Annotated in this window: 19 protein-coding genes; 11 read left to right on the forward strand and 8 right to left on the reverse strand. The window is 60.3% G+C overall.

Annotated features, from left to right (window positions below):
• Positions 1-6 precede the first annotated feature (6 nt).
• From HY26_RS05365 to bcp, 4 genes are all read right to left on the reverse strand, one after another.
• On the reverse strand, positions 7-1,494 hold the full coding sequence (locus tag HY26_RS05365) for a S10 family peptidase (RefSeq protein ID WP_197020219.1): 1,488 nt from the start codon (positions 1,492-1,494) through the stop codon (positions 7-9).
• A 185-nt stretch (positions 1,495-1,679) separates the two neighbouring features.
• Positions 1,680-2,216 carry a polymer-forming cytoskeletal protein gene (locus tag HY26_RS05370; RefSeq protein WP_034762877.1) on the reverse strand — a complete coding sequence of 179 codons (537 nt, stop codon included), beginning with the start codon at positions 2,214-2,216 and terminating at the stop codon, positions 1,680-1,682.
• A complete protein-coding gene (locus tag HY26_RS05375) occupies positions 2,200-3,429 on the reverse strand; it encodes a M23 family metallopeptidase (protein WP_034762876.1) in 1,230 nt (409 codons plus the stop codon). Before HY26_RS05375 ends, HY26_RS05370 begins: the two co-directional genes overlap by 17 nt.
• A gap of 197 nt (positions 3,430-3,626) precedes the next feature.
• A complete protein-coding gene (gene bcp, locus HY26_RS05380; RefSeq protein ID WP_034762874.1) occupies positions 3,627-4,097 on the reverse strand; it encodes a thioredoxin-dependent thiol peroxidase in 471 nt (156 codons plus the stop codon).
• 96 nt (positions 4,098-4,193) lie between these two features.
• Between bcp and HY26_RS05385 the strand changes: the two genes are divergently transcribed.
• Positions 4,194-7,577 (forward strand): AsmA-like C-terminal domain-containing protein, encoded by a 3,384-nt coding sequence (locus HY26_RS05385; protein ID WP_034762871.1) that lies wholly within the window; start codon positions 4,194-4,196, stop codon positions 7,575-7,577.
• A gap of 3 nt (positions 7,578-7,580) precedes the next feature.
• Here HY26_RS05385 and tyrS read toward each other — a convergent pair whose 3' ends face one another.
• Positions 7,581-8,831 (reverse strand): tyrosine--tRNA ligase, encoded by a 1,251-nt coding sequence (gene tyrS / locus HY26_RS05390; protein WP_034762868.1) that lies wholly within the window; start codon positions 8,829-8,831, stop codon positions 7,581-7,583.
• Between the two features lie 98 nt (positions 8,832-8,929).
• Here tyrS and HY26_RS05395 point away from each other — a divergent pair, with 98 nt between their 5' ends.
• Positions 8,930-10,021 (forward strand): anhydro-N-acetylmuramic acid kinase, encoded by a 1,092-nt coding sequence (locus HY26_RS05395; RefSeq protein ID WP_255567022.1) that lies wholly within the window; start codon positions 8,930-8,932, stop codon positions 10,019-10,021.
• On the opposite strand, the gene HY26_RS05400 is transcribed toward HY26_RS05395, so the two are convergent.
• Positions 10,018-10,695 (reverse strand): alpha/beta hydrolase, encoded by a 678-nt coding sequence (locus HY26_RS05400; RefSeq protein WP_034762866.1) that lies wholly within the window; start codon positions 10,693-10,695, stop codon positions 10,018-10,020. The genes HY26_RS05395 and HY26_RS05400 overlap by 4 nt on opposite strands.
• Before the next feature lie 87 nt (positions 10,696-10,782).
• Here HY26_RS05400 and HY26_RS05405 point away from each other — a divergent pair, with 87 nt between their 5' ends.
• The 9 genes from HY26_RS05405 (at position 10,783) to HY26_RS05445 (ending at position 18,346) form a co-directional block, all read left to right on the forward strand.
• On the forward strand, positions 10,783-11,949 hold the full coding sequence (locus HY26_RS05405) for a cysteine desulfurase family protein (protein WP_233348609.1): 1,167 nt from the start codon (positions 10,783-10,785) through the stop codon (positions 11,947-11,949).
• Positions 11,949-12,173: a hypothetical protein gene (locus tag HY26_RS05410; RefSeq protein ID WP_034762862.1), complete on the forward strand. Its 225-nt coding sequence runs from the start codon at positions 11,949-11,951 to the stop codon at positions 12,171-12,173. The genes HY26_RS05405 and HY26_RS05410 overlap by 1 nt, the downstream gene beginning before the upstream one ends.
• 5 nt (positions 12,174-12,178) lie before the next feature.
• Complete coding sequence (sufB, locus tag HY26_RS05415; protein WP_051599636.1) at positions 12,179-13,741, forward strand: Fe-S cluster assembly protein SufB; 1,563 nt, start codon at positions 12,179-12,181, stop codon at positions 13,739-13,741.
• Between the two features lie 86 nt (positions 13,742-13,827).
• Entirely contained in the window at positions 13,828-14,589 is a 762-nt protein-coding gene (sufC, locus tag HY26_RS05420; protein WP_034762860.1) for a Fe-S cluster assembly ATPase SufC, read from the forward strand.
• Positions 14,586-15,812, forward strand: coding sequence for a SufD family Fe-S cluster assembly protein (locus HY26_RS05425; protein ID WP_034762858.1), 1,227 nt, complete (start codon positions 14,586-14,588; stop codon positions 15,810-15,812). Before sufC ends, HY26_RS05425 begins: the two co-directional genes overlap by 4 nt.
• Positions 15,797-17,032, forward strand: coding sequence for a cysteine desulfurase (locus HY26_RS05430; protein ID WP_051599635.1), 1,236 nt, complete (start codon positions 15,797-15,799; stop codon positions 17,030-17,032). Before HY26_RS05425 ends, HY26_RS05430 begins: the two co-directional genes overlap by 16 nt.
• A 9-nt stretch (positions 17,033-17,041) precedes the next feature.
• Positions 17,042-17,425, forward strand: coding sequence for an SUF system Fe-S cluster assembly protein (locus HY26_RS05435; protein WP_034762856.1), 384 nt, complete (start codon positions 17,042-17,044; stop codon positions 17,423-17,425).
• A 35-nt stretch (positions 17,426-17,460) separates the two neighbouring features.
• Positions 17,461-17,820, forward strand: a complete 360-nt coding sequence (locus tag HY26_RS05440; RefSeq protein ID WP_034762854.1) for an iron-sulfur cluster assembly accessory protein — start codon at positions 17,461-17,463, stop codon at positions 17,818-17,820.
• 28 nt (positions 17,821-17,848) lie between these two features.
• The gene (locus tag HY26_RS05445; RefSeq protein ID WP_034762852.1) at positions 17,849-18,346 is read left to right on the forward strand and encodes a DNA-deoxyinosine glycosylase; all 498 of its coding nucleotides are present in this window, start codon (positions 17,849-17,851) and stop codon (positions 18,344-18,346) included.
• Here the strand turns inward: HY26_RS05445 and HY26_RS05450 are convergent.
• The gene (locus HY26_RS05450) at positions 18,343-19,149 is read right to left on the reverse strand and encodes a 1-acyl-sn-glycerol-3-phosphate acyltransferase (protein ID WP_034762850.1); all 807 of its coding nucleotides are present in this window, start codon (positions 19,147-19,149) and stop codon (positions 18,343-18,345) included. The two genes, HY26_RS05445 and HY26_RS05450, sit on opposite strands and share 4 nt — an antisense overlap.
• A 37-nt stretch (positions 19,150-19,186) precedes the next feature.
• Complete coding sequence (locus HY26_RS05455) at positions 19,187-19,795, reverse strand: TetR/AcrR family transcriptional regulator (protein WP_051599632.1); 609 nt, start codon at positions 19,793-19,795, stop codon at positions 19,187-19,189.
• Between the last annotated feature and the right edge of the window lie 80 nt (positions 19,796-19,875).

A 19,875-nucleotide genomic window follows, 5' to 3' on the forward strand; every position in this document is an offset into this window, starting at 1 on the left:
TGGAGCTTACTGGCCAGCCTCGATGAATTTACGGACGTCGTCGGAGAGCTTCGTGCCGTCAGATTCCTTCAGGTACATCATGTGACCGGCGTCGTAGTAATCGAACTGAACCCGATCAAGAACGACGCCATTCTGATACATGGCCATTTCGGCACCGAAGAACGGGGTCGCCAGATCGTACCAGCCTGAGGCGAGAAGTACCTTCAGATCCGGGTTTTCACGCATGCCTTTTCCAAGCCAGGGGGTGACGTTCACGTAAGCAGGCCAGCCACCTTCGCTCATGCTCCAGTTCCATTGGGAACCCGGTCCGCCAGTCAGGACTTTGTAGGGGCGCGTGAAATCCACGTCCAGCTCGCGGGTCAAGTAGTCGTTGATCGCAGCGACATAGGCTGTATCCATTCCGTATCCGGATGGATCATTTTCAGGTGTGTCTGACGTGCCTTCGCTGTCGATGCCTTTGTAGCGGCCATCGAACCGCCCAACCGTATAGCCTTCATTGCGCAGCAGCTCCTTGCGGAACCGCGTTGGGTCCACTCGCAGGTTGGCCAGCTCAATCCACTTCGCAGCAACGCCCAGATAGTCACTCATGTCAGCGGCAATGGCGCTCTTTTGCTCTGCGGTAAGAGTGGAACCGCGGATCAGGGCCGGGGCCAATGTGTCTGTCGCATAGTTGCGGGCGTCAGCCACGAACGCATCGAAATTATTGTTCCATCGTGCCTTGTTTGCCTTGCCGTGGTACCAGGCGATGGCTGCTTCTGTTGGGAAGAAAGAGATATGCGCGGAGTCATTTCCAGGCGCAAATCGGGCGTTCTGGAAGTCGAGGATCGCCGAGATCAGGATGACACCATTGAGACCGATGCCGTTCCAGCCGCCTTGCAGCTTCTCCGTCAGGGCAGCCGCCCGGGTGGTTCCGTAGCTTTCACCGGCCAGGAATTTCGGGCTGTTCCAACGGCCATTTTCGGTCAGCCAGATGCGAATGAACTCGGCAATACTCTCCGCGTCCTCGTTGACGCCGTAGAACTCCTTGCCTTCTGTGTCTCCCAGCGGACGAGAGTAACCCGTCCCGACGGGATCGATGAAGACCAGATCGCTGACGTCCAGGAGTGAATTCTGATTGTCCTGGATCGTGTAGGGCGGGGCGCCGACACCGCGCGCGTCCGATGGCGTGATCACCTGTTTCGGTCCGAAGGCGCCCATGTGCAGCCACAGCGACGCGGACCCAGGGCCACCATTGAAGACGAACGTCACAGGGCGGGTGGTCGGATTGCTCACGCCATCACGGATATAGGCCACCGAAAAGATGGATGCGGTCGGCTCGTCTTTCTCATCCCGGAGATAGGTTTCACCCGCGATCGTCTTGTACTTGATGGTCTGGCCGCGAAGTTTGAACGTGTGGTCGGAAGTGAAGACTTTCGCCTCAGGAATATCTGCTTTGCTGGCGGCGGGTTCAGACGTTCCAGGTCTTGCCGGTTCTTCAGCAAATGCGGGTCCCATGGACAGGGCCAGACCTAAGGCAATCAAACACGCACGCATATCAGATACTCCGCAATCACGATTGCGGCGGACCCTATCAGGTGGAAAACGCCGGGCAAGACCAGGGCTCAGGCCAATGTCTTGCGAAACAAAGAAAAACGCCGGCATCTCTTGATGCCGGCGTCTCAATTCAGAAGCAGGACCGATCAGGAAGCGGTCGGTGCAATACCGAAGCCGCTGGTCGCGTTCGGGGCCGCGCTGGACGACGGCGAAGTAGAAGGACGAGCATCGCTGGCGGCAGCGCGCGGTGCGGCATCCTTCAGCGGATCCTCGGAATGCTTCACCTGGCCTTCGAACACAGCGTTGGACTGGATCTGCAGTGAGGAGTGCACGATGTCACCCTTCACATGAGCACCCGTCTCAAGCTCGACCTTACGGGCACGGATCGAGCCCTTGATACGGCCTTTGACCTTCACGACTTCGGCTTTCACTTCGCCGGTGATGTGACCGGAAGCGCCGATCGTGATGTCGGTTGCGGCGACGTCGCCATCGACGGTGCCGTCGATCTGCAGTGCGCCTTCAGAGGTCACCGAACCGTTGATCTTCATGTCTGCGCAAATGATGGACGCAGCCCGGGCAGCCGGCTTTGAAGCGGCGCCACGGATGGCATCGACGGAAGGTTGGACCTTTGCTGGCTCAGGAGCCGGCGGCGTATCGTTGTGTTTGTTACTCTTGGTGAACATGACGGCCTGCTTTCAGGAATTTTATTGGATCATAAGGTTTGCCGTTAAACCAGACTTCGAAGTGAAGGTGGTCCCCCGTGCTTCGACCGGTTGTACCCATCTTGCCCACAAGATCGCCGACCTCCACGGTTTGTCCCTTTTTTACCGTAATTCCGCTGAGGTGGCCATAGCGCGACTTGAAGCCGTGCCCATGGTCGATTTCTACAAGCCGCCCGTAGCCCGAACGGGGACCTGCATAAGAGATGACGCCAGGCCCTGCGGCGACGATCGGGGCTGCGTGATAAGCCGCCATATCGATGCCGTTGTGCCAGCCTGGGCGTTTCTTGAATGGATCGACGCGAACGCCGTAATTACTGGTCAGCCGGTACGGTACCCCGACGGGGCGTCCCAGCGGCAGTGAGGAAACAATGTCCTCATAGTAAAGCATTTCCGCGACGCGCGCCTGAGTCTGCGACAGGCGGGAATAGAAAGTGGTATCGGTCAGCGAGAGATTGCTGAGATCGGGCCCGGCGGTCGCATTGGCGAGCGAAATGAACGGTCCGCCCGTTTCGCTGCTGGCCACGATTCGGTCTGAGCCAACGGATGTGAGTGCCAGGATGCCCCGGGCGCGTTCAGTGCGCTCCGTGGCGATTTCCTCGGCTTCATCTAGAATGCGTTCCTGATCCATTTTCAGGGCTCGCACCGACCCGCGAGAGCTGGCTGTTTCAAACTGGGCGGTGATGCGGACAGGTTCACGCGACTGACGGCTGTCGGCTTCTTCGATAGATGCCTGCACAAGCAGCGCAGCGCCATCGCCCTTCAGGGAAGACGTTTCGAGGTCGTCCTCGCCTTTAAGCTGCTTGTAGAGGTCTTCGAGGGCCTTCTGACGCTCTTCCCACTCCACGGTTTCTTTCTGGAAGGCGTCGGTACGTTCTTCCAGCAGCGAACGGGACAGCGCATCCTTGGCGCGCAGTTCCTGAACCCAGCGCTCATACTTGGCGAGTTCGCGGCCATCCGGATTACCGGAAAGGGCGCTGCTACCGCCACTGAGGACAAAGGAGCCGGTCGCAAAAACGGTCCATCCTGCCAGGGCGGCAATGCCCGCAGCAAAAATCGCCTGCTGCCATGGAGACACAGAAATATAGCGGACTGTGCCGCCGCTACGATGGTAAATTTGACGCTCAGGGAAGGCTTTATTGAAGGCCGCCTTCAGATTCGCGCTCAACTTCGCCATTCACGCCACCCGTAGAACCGGAAAATCACGCCCCCACTGCAGCAGTCACTACAGCAGGTTTCCCAAACCCTTGAAGATAATACATACCGATTTCGATACGAGGTGTAACCCCTCGGGCACAGAATTCATGTAAATTTTCGCCCATGAGGGTAAAAGGCTTGTTAAACATGGGAAAATTGTTTGCACGAGGCCAGATTTCAGGCGCCCGATTTGATGACATTGAGTACATCTTCGGCATGGCCTTTGACGCGCACTTTTCGCCAGATTCGGATTACCTTTTTGTCAGGTCCGATCAGGAATGTTGAGCGCTCGATTCCCATATACGTCCGGCCATAATTCTTCTTCTCGACCCAGACGCCGTAGGCTTCGCAAACCTTGCCGTCTTCGTCCGACGCAAGCGTCACGGCGAGATCATGTTTTGCCGCAAATTTTTCGTGCTTCGCCAGCGTGTCACGAGACACGCCCACGACTTTCGCGCCGGCCTTTTCGAACTCCTGTGCAAGGTCTGTGAAGTCTTTCGCTTCGGTCGTGCAGCCAGGCGTGTCGTCCTTCGGATAGAAGTAGAGAACCAACACCTGATCCTTGTAGTCGCCGAGCTTTATCGGCCCTTGCGTTGAATCCATGCTGAAATTCGGGGCACGTCCGCCTTCTTTGGGCCCGATTGCCATGTAATCCTCCTATGGTGCGCTCCGGCTGTACTGCTTATACCAGACACAGCGCTGAACGGCGTATATGACTGGACCCGACTTGTACGGAGCGCGCCCTTGGTCCGCCAGACCGCCTCACTGATTTTTCTCGAAATCCTCGGCGGTTTGATCCTGCTTGTGTTTGTGGCAGCGGGATTGCTCGCCGCCCGGCTCTATTCCGGCCCGATGGACCTGTCGATGTTCCGGGACGACCTGGAGCGCGCAATGACAGAAGCGCGCGATGGACGGGAGGTGCGCCTCGGCGGAGTGCAGCTCGAATGGTCGGCGGAAGACAAACGTCTCCATATTTCCGGATCACGGCTCCAGATGATGGATGCGAAAGGCAATGTCAGTGCGGAAGCACAACATGCCAATATCGTCCTTTCAGGATCATCGCTGGTTCTGGGCGATATAGAAGTCCTTCGCCTCGATCTCGAGGATGGCTGGGTCAATATCGACCAGGAAACACCCTCCACCTGGTTTGTCGGCGGTGAGCCTCTGCCGGAAATCCCTGTCGGAAAGCTGCCTGAAACCCCGCAGGAGTGGCTGCAGCGCGCTAATGAAGTGATTCCGCCGATCCTGGAGGCGCTGAAGCAGGGCGAGCAGAACTATGCGCTCGAATATCTGGGCTTTGCCGGCTTCGAATTCCGTCTCCGGGACAGCAACCAGCAACCCGTTCTCGACATAACAGATGCGAAGGGGCGGATTTCACGTGAGGAGGACGGTATCCTGGTCAGCGCGGCCGGGACTGGCGCGGGCGCGGGTTTGCCAGGCGGGCTGGCGGCGACGATCCGCTCCTACACGCTTGAGGAAAAGCTGCATGCAGAGTTCGCGGTGGCGGATTGGCCGTTGGCGGATCTGGCGGCCCGCTTCGGTGCGCAAGTGGATGCCTTCGATGGCCTGCCCGCCAATGCCGATGTGACTCTCGACTACGCTCAGGCCACCGGCATCAGCGAGATCGCCTTTCATTCCAATATGGGCGAAGGTCACATGCCGTTTGCTGGTGGTCTTGACGTGCAAGGGCTCGATGTCACCGCGACCTATCTTGCCAATGACGACACGATGCGGGTGGACGTGACGGGCGACAAGGTTGGTCCGGCCAGCGGACAGGCGAGCCTGACGCTGAAAGACATCCTGCAAGGACAGTCCGCACACGACTTTGAGCTCTCGAGTGAAGAGCTCACGCTGGATTTCACGCCGGTGTTCGAGCGTCCAATTACCCTGACTGGCCTGAAGGCGTCCGGATTGATGAGTGTCGCTGACCGGAAAGTCGACGAGCTCGCCCTCGTGTTTATGGAGCAGGACGCAGGCTTTCTTGTGACGGGTAACATTGGCCTTACGCAGGACCAGCAGGAGGGTGAGCCGCCGGTCCTCGGCCACATCGCTCTGGAGACCAGCGGGGATGTGACCAAGGATACGGTGATGGCGTTCTGGCCCGTTGGGCTTGGGACCGGTGGCAGGAACTTCGCGCGGGATCATGTCGAGGCCGGCGCACTTAAGGACATCAAAGGCCATATCGACCTGAAGCGCGACAGCTTTGGCGAAGACGGCTACCTGCGCGATTCAGACCTTGAGCTTACCTTCGTAGCGGAAGACGCCTGGGTGAAATTCCTGTCGGACCTTCCTCCCGTCGAAAAAGGACGCGGGACTGGGTGGCTGACCGGCAACTCTTTCCGGGTGACGCTGGATTCCGGCGAATATGGCGGGTGGGACCTCGACGAGGGCGCATTTCTGATGCCAGCATTCAATGTTCGCGGTGGAGATTTCCGGGTTTTTGCGCGCGGTCATGGGCCCATTTCTCTGATCATGAAAATGCTGGTCGACTCTCGCCTTGAAATCGATTTCGACCCTGCGCGCCTGTCTGGCGACGGGGAAATGACTTTCGAAATGTTCCGGCCTGCGCTGGACGATGTTCCGTATGAAGATATCCGGTTCACTGCGATCGGCAACGTCGCTGAGGCTGGGCTCAGGGATGCTGCGCTTGGCTTCGATCTGACGGAAGGTTCGGCGAAAGTGAATGTTGACCAGGACGGCATGACCATTTCCGGCTTTGGAAACCTTGGTCCGTCTCCTGTTCAATTCACCTGGCGCGATGCATTCAATGACAGTGACCAGCCATCGCTATTGTCGGCGACCAGTATTGTTACGCCGGACTTCCTGAACGAGTTCGGTGTTCTGGGCCGTGCTTATCTGTCAGGAGAAATCCCGATCGAGGTGCAGGCTGAAATCGGGGAGGGATCCCGCATCATTGCAGACACCGCATTGGACCTGACCGAATCCCGACTGGATCTTTCCGAGATCGGCTGGGTGAAAGGACGGGACAAGCCGGCCAAGGCTTCGGTTCACTATGAAGGGTTCGAAGAAGGCTATACGGCCACAGTGGTGTTCCATGCGGACGACGCCTATCTCGACGGTGACTTCACGCTGGGTGGCGATTCCAAACTTGTTTCCGCGACGCTGCGTCGGGCTTATCTGAAGAACAAGGCGGATGTCGGCGGAACCGTCACGCGCAGGGACGGTGCGCTCAATTTTGGCCTGACCGGCACCTATCTGGATCTTTCCGGCGCGATGCCCGGTGTAGGTGCCATTGGGGATGCGGATGATGCAGGAAGTAAAACGCCCATTCGCGTTTCGGCGAATGTCGACACGCTCACCCTGCGCCCCGGCCTCGACATGACGGAGGCGAAGTTCTCCATGGCCACCGGCGCCGCCGGCATAGAGACTTTCAAGGCCACAGGTCTCGCTGCCGATGGATCCCCCTTTGAGGCGCGTTTCGACACCAATGGTGGCCAGGCGGCGACCTTCCATGTTTCCAGTGGAGATGCAGGCTTCATCGCCAGCGCTTTCCTCGGCATCGACTATCTCGATGGCGGCAAGCTGGAAATGGATGGCATGCTGGCGAACGACAACAAGCCGTCCAAGTTCGATATTTCCATCACCAACACCCGTCTGAACAATGCACCCTTCCTGACGCAAATTCTCTCGCTCGCGTCATTGCGCGGACTGGCGGATACGCTCGGCGGAGAGGGCGTCTTGTTCTCCCGGCTGGATATTCCGCTGACCGTGGCGGGGGAGCGATACGTCGTATCAGGTGCAAAAGCACAGGGGCCTGCTCTCGGCCTCACGACGAACGGCTATTTCGACGCCAAGGACGGCACGATCGAGTTCGACGGCGTCCTCGTGCCAAGCTTCGGTATGAACTCCGCCCTCGGAACAATCCCGATCCTGGGGGATCTGGTTGTCGGCCGGGACGGTGAGGGCGTGTTCTCGCTTACCTATGCGATCCGCGGCACGATGGAGAAAGCGAACGTCTCGGTGAATCCGCTTTCCGCGCTGGCACCGGGCGTCATCCGACGGATCTTTGAAAACCCGTCGGATACGCGGATCCCGGAAGCCAGGCCGCGCCCGCCGGATGAGCCGATCCCCTCGGAGCTGCCGCCCATTCCAGACGAAGAGTTCTAGGGGTTAGGCTGGCTTTACCAGTGCATGGCGTTTCTTGCCGGCGGACAGCTTGATCGTGCCGTCAACCACGTCGGATTCCGCCAGCGTAGCGTTCTGATCTTTCACCTGCTGGTCATTGATCTTCGCGGCGCCTTGCTTGATCAGTCGGCGGGCTTCACCATTGCTTTCTGTCAGGCCTGCGGCTGTAAAAGCCGCGGCAACCAGATAATCGCTGAACAGCTCCGCAGACGGAATCTCCACGGTCGGCAAGGCGGCGGCTGTTCCGCCTCCGGCAAATACAGCGGACGCTGCCGCTTCGGATTCCTTTGCTGCCGCTTCGCCGTGCAGCATTGTTGTCGCTGCATTGGCAAGTGCAACTTTGGCCTTGTTGATCCCGGCACCTTCAAGGTTTTCCAGTGCTTCGATCTCATCCAGCGGCAACTCGGTGAACAGGCGCAGGAAGCGGCCGACGTCGGCATCTTCGCAGTTACGCCAGAACTGCCAGTATTCGTAGGGGCTCTTGCGGTCTGCATTCAGCCAGACCGCACCATCGGCCGTCTTGCCCATCTTGCCGCCGGAAGCGGTCGTGATCAGGTGGGCTGTGAGTCCGAAAACGTCACCGCCCGCTGCCTTATGAACGAGGTCCACGCCGCCAACGATATTTCCCCACTGGTCAGATCCGCCGAGCTGCAGACGGCAATTTTGCCGGCGGAACAGCTCAAGGAAGTCGTAGGACTGCATCAGCAGGTAGTTGAATTCGAGGAAGGTGTAGGGCTGCTCATTGGCCAGACGCCGGGCAACCGTGTCCTGTTTCACCATCGTGTTGATGGTGAAGTGCACGCCGACTTCGCGCAGCAGTTCGATGTAGCCGAGCTTGCCCAGCCAGTCGTCATTGTTGACCATGATGGCGTCGGTCGGGCCGTCGCCGAAGGTGAGGAACGGTTCGAAGGCTTTCTTGATGCCGGCAATGTTCGCCTCGATCTGCTCATTTGTCAGCAGGGGGCGGGACTTTTCCTTGTCGGTCGGGTCGCCCACTTTCGTGGTGCCGCCACCCATCAGGACGATGGGCTTGCCGCCGGCCTTCTGAAGGTGGCGCAGCATCATGATCTGCAGGAGCGAGCCGACGTGAAGGCTGTCCGCCGTCGCGTCGAAGCCGATATACGCAATTGGAACGCCCGCCATGCAATAGGCGTCAAGCTCGGCCGGGTGAGTGACCTGCTTGATGAAGCCGCGCGTCTGCAGCGTCTTCAGGAATTCCGACTTGTATTCGCTCATCTTCTCGTGTCTCCGTGAAGGCAGGGCGCGTAGCACGGAAAGGGAGCCGCTTGAACACCGCGATTTCAGATTCCCTCTCAGATTCTGGGCCAAAATGGGTGGCGGGCTTCATGTCCGGCACCTCTCTGGACGCTGTGGATGCAGCGCTGATCCTGACGAATGGCGAGCAGGTGCTGGAGTTTGGCGCGACAGCCGAGCGTAAATACCTGCCTGAGGAACGCCGTATCCTGCAGCAGGCAACAGATGCGGCCCGCGCCTGGAACTGGTCCGGCCCCGAGCCGGAATCGGCCTTTGAGGCGGCGAAAGCGGTCGTCACGCAGACGCATGCTGAAACCATGCAGCAATTGCTCTCGGCCTGGTCTGGTCCGGCGCCGGTGCTGGCGGGCGTGCATGGCCAGACGGTTCTCCATCGGCGTCCTGTGCCCGGCAAACCGGGCGCAACGCTGCAGCTGATTAATGCGCCTGCCATGCAGGCGGCTTTGGGTGTGCCGCTGGCCTGCGATTTCCGGACGTCGGATGTCGCCGCAGGCGGGCAGGGCGCGCCGCTCGCCCCGGCTTATCATTCAGCACTCCTGCAGCGTCTGGGAGATGGTGCGGCTTGCGTCCTGAATCTTGGCGGTGTGGCGAACATCACGGCCAAACTGGCTGACGGTACGCTGATTGCCTTCGATACTGGCCCGGCAAATGGCCCGATTGACGAATGGGTCGAAGGGCATGGGCGAGGCACGCATGATTTTGGCGGCGCCCTTGCGAAGACCGGCACGGCGGACGAGGCGCTGCTTGAGCGGCTGTTGCAGCATGACTGGTTCAGCGAGGCGCCGCCCAAATCGCTGGACCGCTATGATTTTTCGGCCGCCATGGTTGAGGGCATGTCCGTGGAAGATGGCGCAGCGACCCTGACAGAGTTTTCGGCGCGGGCTGTCGCTGCGGGTGTTTCTCAACTTCCGGAAGTGCCTTCCCGGGTCATTGCCTGCGGTGGCGGGCGCCATAATCCGGCGCTGATGGATGCCCTCGCCCGGGCATTGCCGTGCCCCGTGCTGAGTGCGGAGGCGGCCGGATGGCGAGGTGACAGTATCGAGGCTGAAGCCTTTGCCTATCTGGCTGCGCGTTCGGCTCGGGGCCTGCCCATCAGCTGGCCCGGCACGACGGGCGTGCCGGAACCAATGACGGGTGGAATTGTGCTGGCTTAGTCGCCTTCAGCTTCAAGGCGCAGTTTCTCTTCGGCGGCAGCAAGGCGGCGAAGCAGGTATTCCTCGCAGGTGCCGATCAGTTCTTCGCGGCGATCCTGGTAGAAATGGTTCGCACCTTTCACGGTGGTCCGCTCGATTTCCTCGCCTTTCTGGACCCGCACTTTGGTGAGAGCGCGCTCCACATCTTCCGGGGAAGAAACCGCATCACTGTCACCGGACACGATCAGGCCGGACGCCGGGCACGGGGCCAGGAACGACAGGTCGTAATGGTTGGCCGGCGGCGAGATGGCGAGAAAGCCATCGATTTCCGGGCGGCGCATCAGCAGCTGAAGCGTGATCCAGGCGCCGAAAGAGTAGCCGGCGCACCAGACATAGCGTGGGCTTTCTGCCATGTTTTCAATGTAATCAAGAACATAGGCGGCGTCTTCCAGTTCGCCAATGCCCTGGTCATACTGGCCCTGGCTGCGGCCGACGCCGCGGGAATTGTAGCGCAGAACGCCGAAGCCATGCTTCTCGAACATCTGGTACAACATGATCGAGATCGGGTCCTGCATCGTGCCACCGGCTTTCGGGTGGGGATGGAGGATCAACGCAATCGGCGCGCCATCATATGGCGGCTCTGTGTAACGCGCTTCGATACGGCCCTGAGGGCCCGGAATGATGAGTTCTGCCATGGCATCCTCGGAATTTCGGGTTAAGCGCCGGGTGATAAGCCAAACGCGCACTGAAAAGCAAATTTTTCTGCAGGTGCACCCATGCGCATGAAAGGCTATATGGGGCGCATGATCTATGCCGACCACAATGCGACCAGCCCGCTGCGCCCGGAAGCGCGCGAGGCCATGCTCGCCGTTTATGACATGGGGGCCGTAAACCCGTCCTCTGTGCATGCGGCTGGGCGCGCGGCGCGTGGCGTTGTCGAGCGGGCGCGCTCGGTGCTGGGGGGTGCCATCGGCAGCCGGGCGGAGGACATCGTTTTCACCTCCGGCGGCACCGAATCCGACAGCCTGGCGGTCCACGGCGCAGTGGCAGGACTTGAGGGCAAATGCACGCTGATCGTTTCGGCGCTGGAGCATGAAGCCATTGGCAAGGCCGCGGCGCATTCCGGCGTCGTGATGGAGACGGCCTACCTTACCTCTGCCGGGACGGTGGACCTGGAAGACCTCGCAGGTCGGTTGAAGACATGGAATCATGCTGCCAAAGGCACGCCTGTGTTGTGCCTGATGCTCGCGAACAACGAGACGGGCATCATCCAGCCGGTCGCAGAGGCCGCCGCGCTGGTTCGCGAAGCTGGCGGGCTGACCATCTGCGATGCAGTCCAGGGCCTTGGAAAAATACCGGTGAATGTGGGTCTGTTGGGCGTCGACTACCTCGCTGTCAGCGCCCACAAGATCGGCGGGCCGCAGGGCGCAGGTGCCCTCTGGCACCGGGCCGGTGCGCCGCTGAAAGCCGTCCAATATGGCGGCGGGCAGGAGCGAGGGCTCCGCTCCGGTACGGAGAATGTCGCTGCGATCGCCGGGTTTGGTGCAGCGATTGAGGCGGCCATGCGCGATTTGTCGAAATACGCGGCGCTTGGCCCTCTTCGTGATGCCATGGAGGCCCGCCTCGAAGCTGAAGGCGGTGTGCTGGTTACTGGCAAGCGAGCCCCACGGCTCTCGGGCGTCTCAAATTTCGCAAAGCCGGGCTTCTCCGCGGAAACGCAGGTCATGGCCATGGATCTGGCAGGCGTGTGCATCTCTGCGGGCTCCGCCTGCTCCTCCGGCAAGGTCAAACGCAGCCTTGTCCTCATGGCGATGGGCGCGGATGACACCCTTGCAGAATCGGCAATCCGCACCAGCTTTGGATGGAGTACACTGCCGTCAGACTTTGACGGCGTCGCGGATGCATGGCTGAAGGCGGCCGAGCGCGCAGTACAGAAGGAGACAACCTGATGCGACTGACAGGCAAACGTATTCTGCCAATCGCGGTGCTGGTGAGCACTCTGGTGATGTCTGGCTGCTCTGCGCTGAATGTGTTCGGGAGTGGGTTCTACGACCGCGAAGCAATCAGGGCCTGCGAGCAGGAGGTCGACGTCGAAGCCCGTCGAGCCTGCTTTGAGCGGCTGGACAAGGCGCGGCATGAGCGTAGCACCGGCCAGACCGATGAGGACAAATAAGTAAGATGGACTGCTGCGGCGGAACGGACGAGCACGAAGACGACTGCACGGAAGTGACGGTCAAGGAAGGTATCGACGCGAAAACGGTCGAGGCCGCGAAGGCGCTCGAGTCCGAGAATTATTCCGCTGGCTTCTCCACCGCCATCGACATGGAGTTCTCGCCGAAGGGCCTGTCGGAAGACACGATCCGCTTCATCTCGGCCAAGAAGGAAGAACCGGAATGGCTGCTGGATTGGCGCCTTGCTGCCTATCGCCGCTGGCTGACCATGGAAGAGCCGACCTGGGCCAAGGTCCGGTACGAGCCGATCGATTATCAGGCCTATTATTACTACGCGGCCCCGAAGAGCGGCGCGAAGTATGAGTCCATCGATGATGTTCCGAAGGAAATCCTCGAGACCTACGAGAAACTCGGCATCCCGCTGCGAGAGGCCGAAGTGTTGCTGGGTGTGGAAGGCGCTGCCGAGACCGCGGCTGCTGCCCGTGAGGCCCCGCGCGTTGCCGTCGATGCCGTCTTCGATTCGGTTTCCGTCGCCACCACGTTCCGCAAGGAGCTGGAAAAGGCTGGCGTGATCTTCATGTCGATCTCCGAAGCCGTGCGCGAGCATCCGGAGCTGGTGAAGAAATATCTCGGCACTGTCGTTCCGCAGTCTGACAATTTCTTTGCCACGCTGAACAGCGCCGTGTTCTCGGACGGCACATTCGTCTATGTGCCGAAGGGCGTGCGGTGCCCGATGGAGCTGTCGACCTATTTTCGCATGAATGCGGAAAATACCGGTCAGTTCGAACGTACCCTGATCGTCTGCGACGAAGGTGCATATGTTTCCTATCTCGAAGGCTGTACCGCGCCGATGCGTGACGAGAACCAGCTCCACGCCGCCGTGGTGGAACTGGTCGCCCTCGACGATGCCGAAATCAAATATTCCACCGTCCAGAACTGGTGGCCCGGCGATGAAGATGGCAAGGGCGGCATCTACAATTTCGTGACCAAGCGCGGCGATTGCCGGGGCGCTCGCTCCAAGATCAGCTGGACCCAGGTCGAAACCGGCTCTGCCGTCACCTGGAAATACCCGTCCTGTATCCTGCGCGGCGACGACAGCGTGGGCGAGTTCTACTCCATCGCTGTCACCAATGGCCGCCAGCAGGCAGACACTGGCACCAAGATGATCCACCTCGGCAAGCGCACGAAGAGCCGGATCATTTCCAAGGGCATCAGCGCCGGTAAGTCTGACAACACGTATCGCGGCCTCGTCTCGATCAACAAGCGTGCCGAGAAGGCCCGCAACTTCACCCAGTGCGATAGCCTGCTGATCGGCGGCCGCTGCGGTGCCCACACGGTGCCTTATGTCGAGAATCGCCGCGCCGACGCACAGCTTGAGCATGAGGCGACGACGACCAAGCTCTCCGAAGACCAGCTCTTTTACGCCCGCCAGCGCGGTCTCGGCGAGGAGCAGGCGGTTGCCCTCCTGGTCAACGGCTTTGTCCGTGAAGTCCTGCAGGAACTGCCGATGGAGTTCGCCGTAGAGGCCCAGAAACTGCTGGAAGTGAGCCTCGAAGGCAGTGTCGGCTAGAACTGGCAGGCGAAATAGCTTTTCTGAACACCCCATTCCTGACCTAAGGGCTTTCCCTGAGGCCCGGTCGGTCCTACATCGGCCCCATGTTGAAGATTGAGAACCTGACCGCCACCGTGGGCGAGGCTGAAGAGGCCAAGCAGATTATCAACGGGCTGACCCTTGAGGTGCCCGCAGGTGAGGTGCACGCCATCATGGGTCCCAATGGCGCCGGCAAATCCACCCTGTCCTATGTGCTGACCGGCCGCAGCGGCTATGAAGTCACTGGCGGCAGCGTCACGCTGAACGGCGAAGACATCCTGTCTATGGAGCCGGAAGAGCGCGCCGCCAAAGGCATGTTCCTGTCCTTCCAGTACCCGGTCGAGATCCCCGGCGTGCCGGTGATGACCTTCGTGCGGACGGCCATGAATTCCCAGCGCAAGCTGCGCGGCGAGGACGAGATTTCCGCGCCAGACTTCATCAAGAAGTCCCGCGAAATTGCCAAACAGCTGAAACTGGATGCGGAGATGTTGAAGCGCCCGGTGAATGTCGGCTTCTCGGGCGGTGAGAAGAAGCGCCTCGAAATCTATCAGATGATGATGCTGGAGCCGAACTTCCTGATCCTCGACGAGACCGATTCAGGCCTCGACATCGACGCGCTGAAAACCGTGGCCGAAGGCGTGAACGCCATGCGCAGCCCGGAGCGCGGCATGCTGGTAATCACCCACTATCAGCGCCTGCTGGACTATATCAAACCGGACAAGGTGCACGTTCTGTCCGCCGGCCGCATCATCAAGACCGGCGGGGCGGACCTCGCCCACCGGCTGGAAGCCGAGGGCTATGAAGGCGTCGTGGGAGAAGCGGTGTGAGCACCGCGCTGCGCGACCTGATTGCCAACCCCAACGCGGCGGAGCTGGAGCTCATCGCGCGCTACGGCATGCTGCCGGAAGACGCGCGCCGCGAGCGAGCGTTTGAAGCCTTTGCCAAGGGCGGCTTGCCTCACCGTCGTGTGGAAGGCTGGCACTGGAGCGACTTCAAGGCGTCGCTTCCTGTGATCGAAACCCCGGCGCAGCCTGGTACCGCGCAAGACCCGCTGCCAGCAGACGACGCCGTGTTGTTTAGCTTCACGCCCACCGGCTTCACCTGGGCGGAGAGCCTGCCGGAAGGCATCCGCGTGCTGGCCAAACCGGAGGCGCAAGCCTTTGGCGCATCGGAAGACATGCCGCTTGGCGCGCTCGCCGCGGCTCTGGCTGGCGGCAAGACCAAACCTGGCACGCTGATGATTGAAGTGACCGGGCAGGACCTGCCGCGGCTCCATTTCCGTTTCTCCGGCGCTGGCGAAGCAAACTTTGCCCGCGTCCAGATTATCGTGCGGCCCGGAGCCAAGCTGGCCGTCAGCGAGTCCTATCTCGGCGGTGCGGGCTTCACGGCCTCGCTCATGGAATTCTCGCTGCAGGCGGGCGCGGAGTGTTCGCGCACTGTCTACCAGCGGACCGGGAAGGCAGAGGTTTTGGCGGCAACGGCTGCTGTCCAGCTCGATGAAGGCGCCGACTATCGTCAGACGACCTTGGCCTTTGGTGGCAAGCTCACGCGGCTGGAAACGCGCCTGACCCATCAGGAGACCGGCGCGAAGGCCACGCTGAACGCAGCCTATCTCTGCGCAGACGGCCATCATGCCGACATCACAACCGAAGTGCGCCATGGTGCGCCGTCCTGCGTGACGCGCCAGCTGACCAAGGGCGCGGTTTTGGACGGTGGGCGCGGTGTCTATCAGGGCAAGTTCTTCGTGCCGCGAAATGTCGGCCAGAAGACCGATGCCGACATGCAGCACAATGCGCTGCTGCTAGAGGAGGGCGCCGAAGTCTTCGCGAAGCCCGAACTCGAAATCTATGCCGATAACGTGGAATGCGCGCACGGCAACACGTCCGGTGCGCTCGATGCGAACCAGATGTTCTACATGCGCCAGCGTGGCATTGCCGAAGAAGAGGCGCGCGCCCTGCTGACCGAAGCCTTCATCGCCGAGGCGCTGGAAGAGGCGGGCGAGCTGGAAGACGTCCTGCGGGTGCAGGCGCGGGCATGGCTGGCACGATGAGTACGGTTCTGGATATCGACGCCATCCGGGCGGAATTCCCGATCTTGTCGCGGGAAGTGAACGGCTATCCGCTGGTCTATCTGGACAATGCGGCAAGTGCCCAGAAGCCGAATGCCGTGATCGATGCGGTCGCGAACCAGTCGCGTACCGCTTATGCCAATGTGCACCGCGGTATCCACACGCTGTCGAACGAGGCGACCGAAGCCTATGAGGCGGCGCGTGAATCCGCGCGGGCCTACCTCAACGCCCCCGGCCACGAGAACATCATCTTCACCAAGGGATCGACCGAGGGGATCAACCTGGTTGCCTCGGCGTTGGCGGGCGAGATCAAGCCCGGCGACGAGATCGTCCTGTCGGTGATGGAGCATCATTCGAACATCATCCCCTGGCACTTCCTGCGTGAACGCCACGGCGCGGTACTGCGCTGGGTCGGCCTGACCGATGATGGCGCGCTCGACATGGCCGAACTGGCGGAGGTTATCGGGCCGAAGACGAAATTCGTCGCCATGACACACATGTCGAACGTGCTGGGCACGGTGACCGACATGGCGGAAATCGTGCGGCTGGCGCATGACGCCGGTGCACAAGTGCTGGCTGATGGCAGCCAGGCCGCTGTGCACATCCCGGTGGATGTACAGGCGCTTGGTGTCGACTGGTATGTCATGACCGGCCACAAGCTGTACGGGCCAACGGGCATCGGTGTGCTCTATGGCACGGCGGAAGCGCTGGACCGGGCGCGACCGTATCAGGGCGGCGGGGAGATGATCGAGATCGTCACCCGCGACCGCGTCACCTACAATACGGCCCCGCACAAATTCGAGGCCGGCACCCCGCCAATCCTGGAAGCGATTGGCCTTGGTGCAGCCCTGGGCTGGATACGCAGTCATCCCTCAGAAGCAGTGCATGCACACGAGATGGTCCTGTACAGTCATGCCGTGGAGGGGCTGCGCGGCATCAACGGCCTCAGGATCCATGGCGAAGCGCCGGGCAAGGGTGCCGTGCTGACCTTCAGCCTCGAAGGCGCACATCCTCATGATATTGCTCAGATTTTGGACCGCTACGGCGTCGCGATCCGCGCAGGACATCATTGCGCCCAGCCGCTGATGGAACATCTCGGCGTCCCCTCGACAGCCCGCGCCTCCTTCGCCATCTACAACACCCTGGCCGAAGTCGATGCCTTCATAGAGGCGCTCGCCAAGGCCCGGAAAATGCTGGTATAGGTGGCTCATATGGCCGATGACATGACCTCCCGAGACGTGGACGCTGCCGCTGAAACTGCAGCGCCTTCAGCGATTCCACAGGATGAGCTGAACCAGATCACCGATGCGCTGATCGCTGCGTTCAAGACCGTGTTCGATCCGGAGATCCCGGTCGACATCTACGAACTTGGCCTGATCTACAAAGTCGACATCGATGATGACCGCAAGGTCGATATCGAAATGACACTTACTGCGCCCGGTTGCCCGGTGGCCGGCGAAATGCCGGGATGGGTGGAGAATGCCGCCCGCACCGTCGAAGGCGTGAAGGATGTCGAAGTCCAGCTGACCTTCGATCCGCCATGGGATCCGTCGCGCATGTCCGACGAAGCCCGCCTCGCGCTGAACATGCTTTGATTGAACGGGAAGGGGTGCGCCCCTATCTTTCCCTCATGGCCAGACGACCAAGACCCAAGCCCGTAAAGCTCTCAGACGCCGCTGCCGCGCGTGTGAAAGAGATCATGGAAGAACGCGGCGCAGGCTATCTGCGCGTCGGCGTGAAGAATGGCGGCTGTGCCGGCATGGAATACGTCATGGACTATGCCATGGCGCCGGAACCGCTGGACGAAGTGGTCGAAGACAATGGCGTCACCATCCTGATTGACGCCAAAGCTGTACTTTTCCTGCTAGGCAGTGAAGTCGATTTTGAAGTGACGCCGCTGCACGAGAAGTTTGTCTTCAACAATCCAAACCAGACAGATGCCTGTGGCTGTGGCGAGAGCGTGACGATCGTCCCTGCCGCTGAAGCGTAAAGCTGACCCACTGGGCAGGAGGTCTGCCTTGATCATTCAGGGCTTCGATCCGATAGCCGCGCCGGACGCTCAGCGTCTTATTCTTGGAAGTATGCCTGGCGTCGCGTCCCTGGAAGCAGGTCAGTACTATGCCCACGGCCGGAACGCGTTCTGGCCGATCATGGGTGAACTGTTCGGAGCAGGACCGGAAAAGCCCTATGCTGAGCGCCAGGCGATCCTTATGGAAAATGGCGTTGCAGTTTGGGATGTCCTGCAGCTTTGCCGGCGCGAAGGTAGCCTCGACGCGAACATCAAGGCCGAAGTGGCGAACGATTTTTCGGACTTCTTTGCCACTCATCCAAAGATCCGCCGTATCGCACTGAATGGCGGTAAGGCTGCGAAGAGTTTCGACAAATACGCCGCTGCATATTCACCCGCCGGCGCTGTATCGACAGCTGTGCCCTCCACGAGCCCGGCCTATGCTTCGATGACTTTCGAACGGAAATGCGAATTGTGGCGGGCGGCGCTGCTCGGACCGGTTGCCTAAGCCTTCTTGAAGGCCGCGAGATCGGACATCGTCGGGCTGGCTTCCATGCCCTTCGGCGGATCAGGGATCAGAGTGGCGCGTTTGACCGGCGTGCCGCGGCCTTCTGCGACCAGTTCAGCGGTCCGCTGTTCCACCACTTCAGTGAGGCGTTCCATGAATTCCTCTTTCGGCAAGTTCCAGGGGATAGGCTCGAGGAATTCGATGACCGCCGTGCCGGCACGTTTTTCCTTTTCCTGCTGCTGCCAGTATAGGCCGATATTGGTCGCGACCGGTACGACTGGTGCCTGCATGGCCTGCGCCATGTGCCAGACGCCGGGCTTGTAACGGAAGTGATAGTCGACCGGTGCCAGATGACCTTCGGGATAGATGAGAATGCGCCGGCCGTCCTGCTTGGCCCGTTCCATGCCTTCGCGCAGGGATGCCGCCTTGCGGTCCCCACCACCGCAGGTGTCGATTACAATGGCTCCCAGCTTGCGCAGGATACCGCCGACGAGCGGAAACTTCTCCAGATGGTCACCCGTCACGAAGGCGAGATTCTTGACCTCCGGGTACACAAGGTAGCCGTCCCCCCAGCTCTGGTGCTTTGATGCAAGGATAAATGCCCCTTCGGGGAGTTGGTCCCGGCCTCGCACTTCTTTGCGGATACCTGCCACCCACCGAAGGTTCAGGTTCATGGCGCGGGTATAGCTGCGGATGATCGCCCGAACTGGTGTGTGCCCTGGCAGAATGAGGAAGGGCACAGAGGTCAGAACGTAAAGGGCAGAAAGCAGGTAATAGACAAATGTAAACAGGGCTGCGCGCATGGCGAGTTTCCTTTTGTCTTGTGGCAATCGTGGGCGATTATTCTGATTTCAGCACGGCCACGACGGCGCGTGCCATAGCGTCAGCATGCTGAGCGAAAAGACCGGGCAACCGGTTGTAGATCTTGTTCTGACCGGCCTGCATCACCACACCGAGTGCCATCGCCGCTTTCAGCGCAGGGTCCCCTTTTGGGATCATGCCTTCATTCATCAATCCGTCGATGATGCGTTCTGTAATGGAGACGGGATCGTCCTCGCGCTTTTTATCGTAGGGAAGGTACCGGTTGAGTGAGACAAGGTGGAAAGAGAACAGAAGGAAGTCTTCATCCGCCAGTTCACAATAGGCTTTCACGGCTGCGTGCACTTTGTCTTCCAGCGTGCCGTCCCCGGAGAGGGCTTCTTGCATCATCTGGCCCAGGCGATTGTGGGTTTCCATGAACAGACTGAGGGCCAGCTGGTCCTTGCCTTTGTAGTGCCGGTACAGCGCTCCTTCCGACACGCCGGCCTTTTCAGCGATCTCTCGCGTTGTTGCGGCATCCACCCCCTCATGGACGAAGAGTTTCAACGCCGCGCGCTCGATTTTTGGCCGCGCATTACGCGCCCGCGTTTTCTTGGCAGTGGTATTGGTCGCCGCGATATTTCTTGTCATAGAAGGCTCCGTGCTCACTTAAACAGATAGCACGAAATGCAATATATGCAAGTGAATGCTCACTTATATTTTGGTGTTGA

Origin of the sequence: Hyphomonas sp. GM-8P, assembly GCF_003263315.1 — a bacterium.
Lineage (GTDB): Bacteria > Pseudomonadota > Alphaproteobacteria > Caulobacterales > Hyphomonadaceae > Hyphomonas.

Excerpts from the sequence above, each read along its gene's own strand:
- HY26_RS05430 (WP_051599635.1), top strand. The coding sequence starts at position 15,797 with ATGGCTGGCACGATGAGTACGGTTCTGGATATCGACGCCATCCGGGCG.
- HY26_RS05435 (WP_034762856.1), top strand. The coding sequence starts at position 17,042 with ATGGCCGATGACATGACCTCCCGAGACGTGGACGCTGCCGCTGAAACT.
- HY26_RS05450 (WP_034762850.1), bottom strand. The coding sequence starts at position 19,149 with ATGCGCGCAGCCCTGTTTACATTTGTCTATTACCTGCTTTCTGCCCTT.
- HY26_RS05410 (WP_034762862.1), top strand. The coding sequence starts at position 11,949 with ATGCGACTGACAGGCAAACGTATTCTGCCAATCGCGGTGCTGGTGAGC.
- HY26_RS05375 (WP_034762876.1), bottom strand. The coding sequence starts at position 3,429 with ATGGCGAAGTTGAGCGCGAATCTGAAGGCGGCCTTCAATAAAGCCTTC.
- HY26_RS05455 (WP_051599632.1), bottom strand. The coding sequence starts at position 19,795 with ATGACAAGAAATATCGCGGCGACCAATACCACTGCCAAGAAAACGCGG.
- sufC (WP_034762860.1), top strand. The coding sequence starts at position 13,828 with ATGTTGAAGATTGAGAACCTGACCGCCACCGTGGGCGAGGCTGAAGAG.
- HY26_RS05400 (WP_034762866.1), bottom strand. The coding sequence starts at position 10,695 with ATGGCAGAACTCATCATTCCGGGCCCTCAGGGCCGTATCGAAGCGCGT.
- HY26_RS05440 (WP_034762854.1), top strand. The coding sequence starts at position 17,461 with ATGGCCAGACGACCAAGACCCAAGCCCGTAAAGCTCTCAGACGCCGCT.
- HY26_RS05365 (WP_197020219.1), bottom strand. The coding sequence starts at position 1,494 with ATGGGACCCGCATTTGCTGAAGAACCGGCAAGACCTGGAACGTCTGAA.
- sufB (WP_051599636.1), top strand. The coding sequence starts at position 12,179 with ATGGACTGCTGCGGCGGAACGGACGAGCACGAAGACGACTGCACGGAA.
- HY26_RS05405 (WP_233348609.1), top strand. The coding sequence starts at position 10,783 with ATGAAAGGCTATATGGGGCGCATGATCTATGCCGACCACAATGCGACC.
- HY26_RS05370 (WP_034762877.1), bottom strand. The coding sequence starts at position 2,216 with ATGTTCACCAAGAGTAACAAACACAACGATACGCCGCCGGCTCCTGAG.
- tyrS (WP_034762868.1), bottom strand. The coding sequence starts at position 8,831 with ATGAGCGAATACAAGTCGGAATTCCTGAAGACGCTGCAGACGCGCGGC.
- bcp (WP_034762874.1), bottom strand. The coding sequence starts at position 4,097 with ATGGCAATCGGGCCCAAAGAAGGCGGACGTGCCCCGAATTTCAGCATG.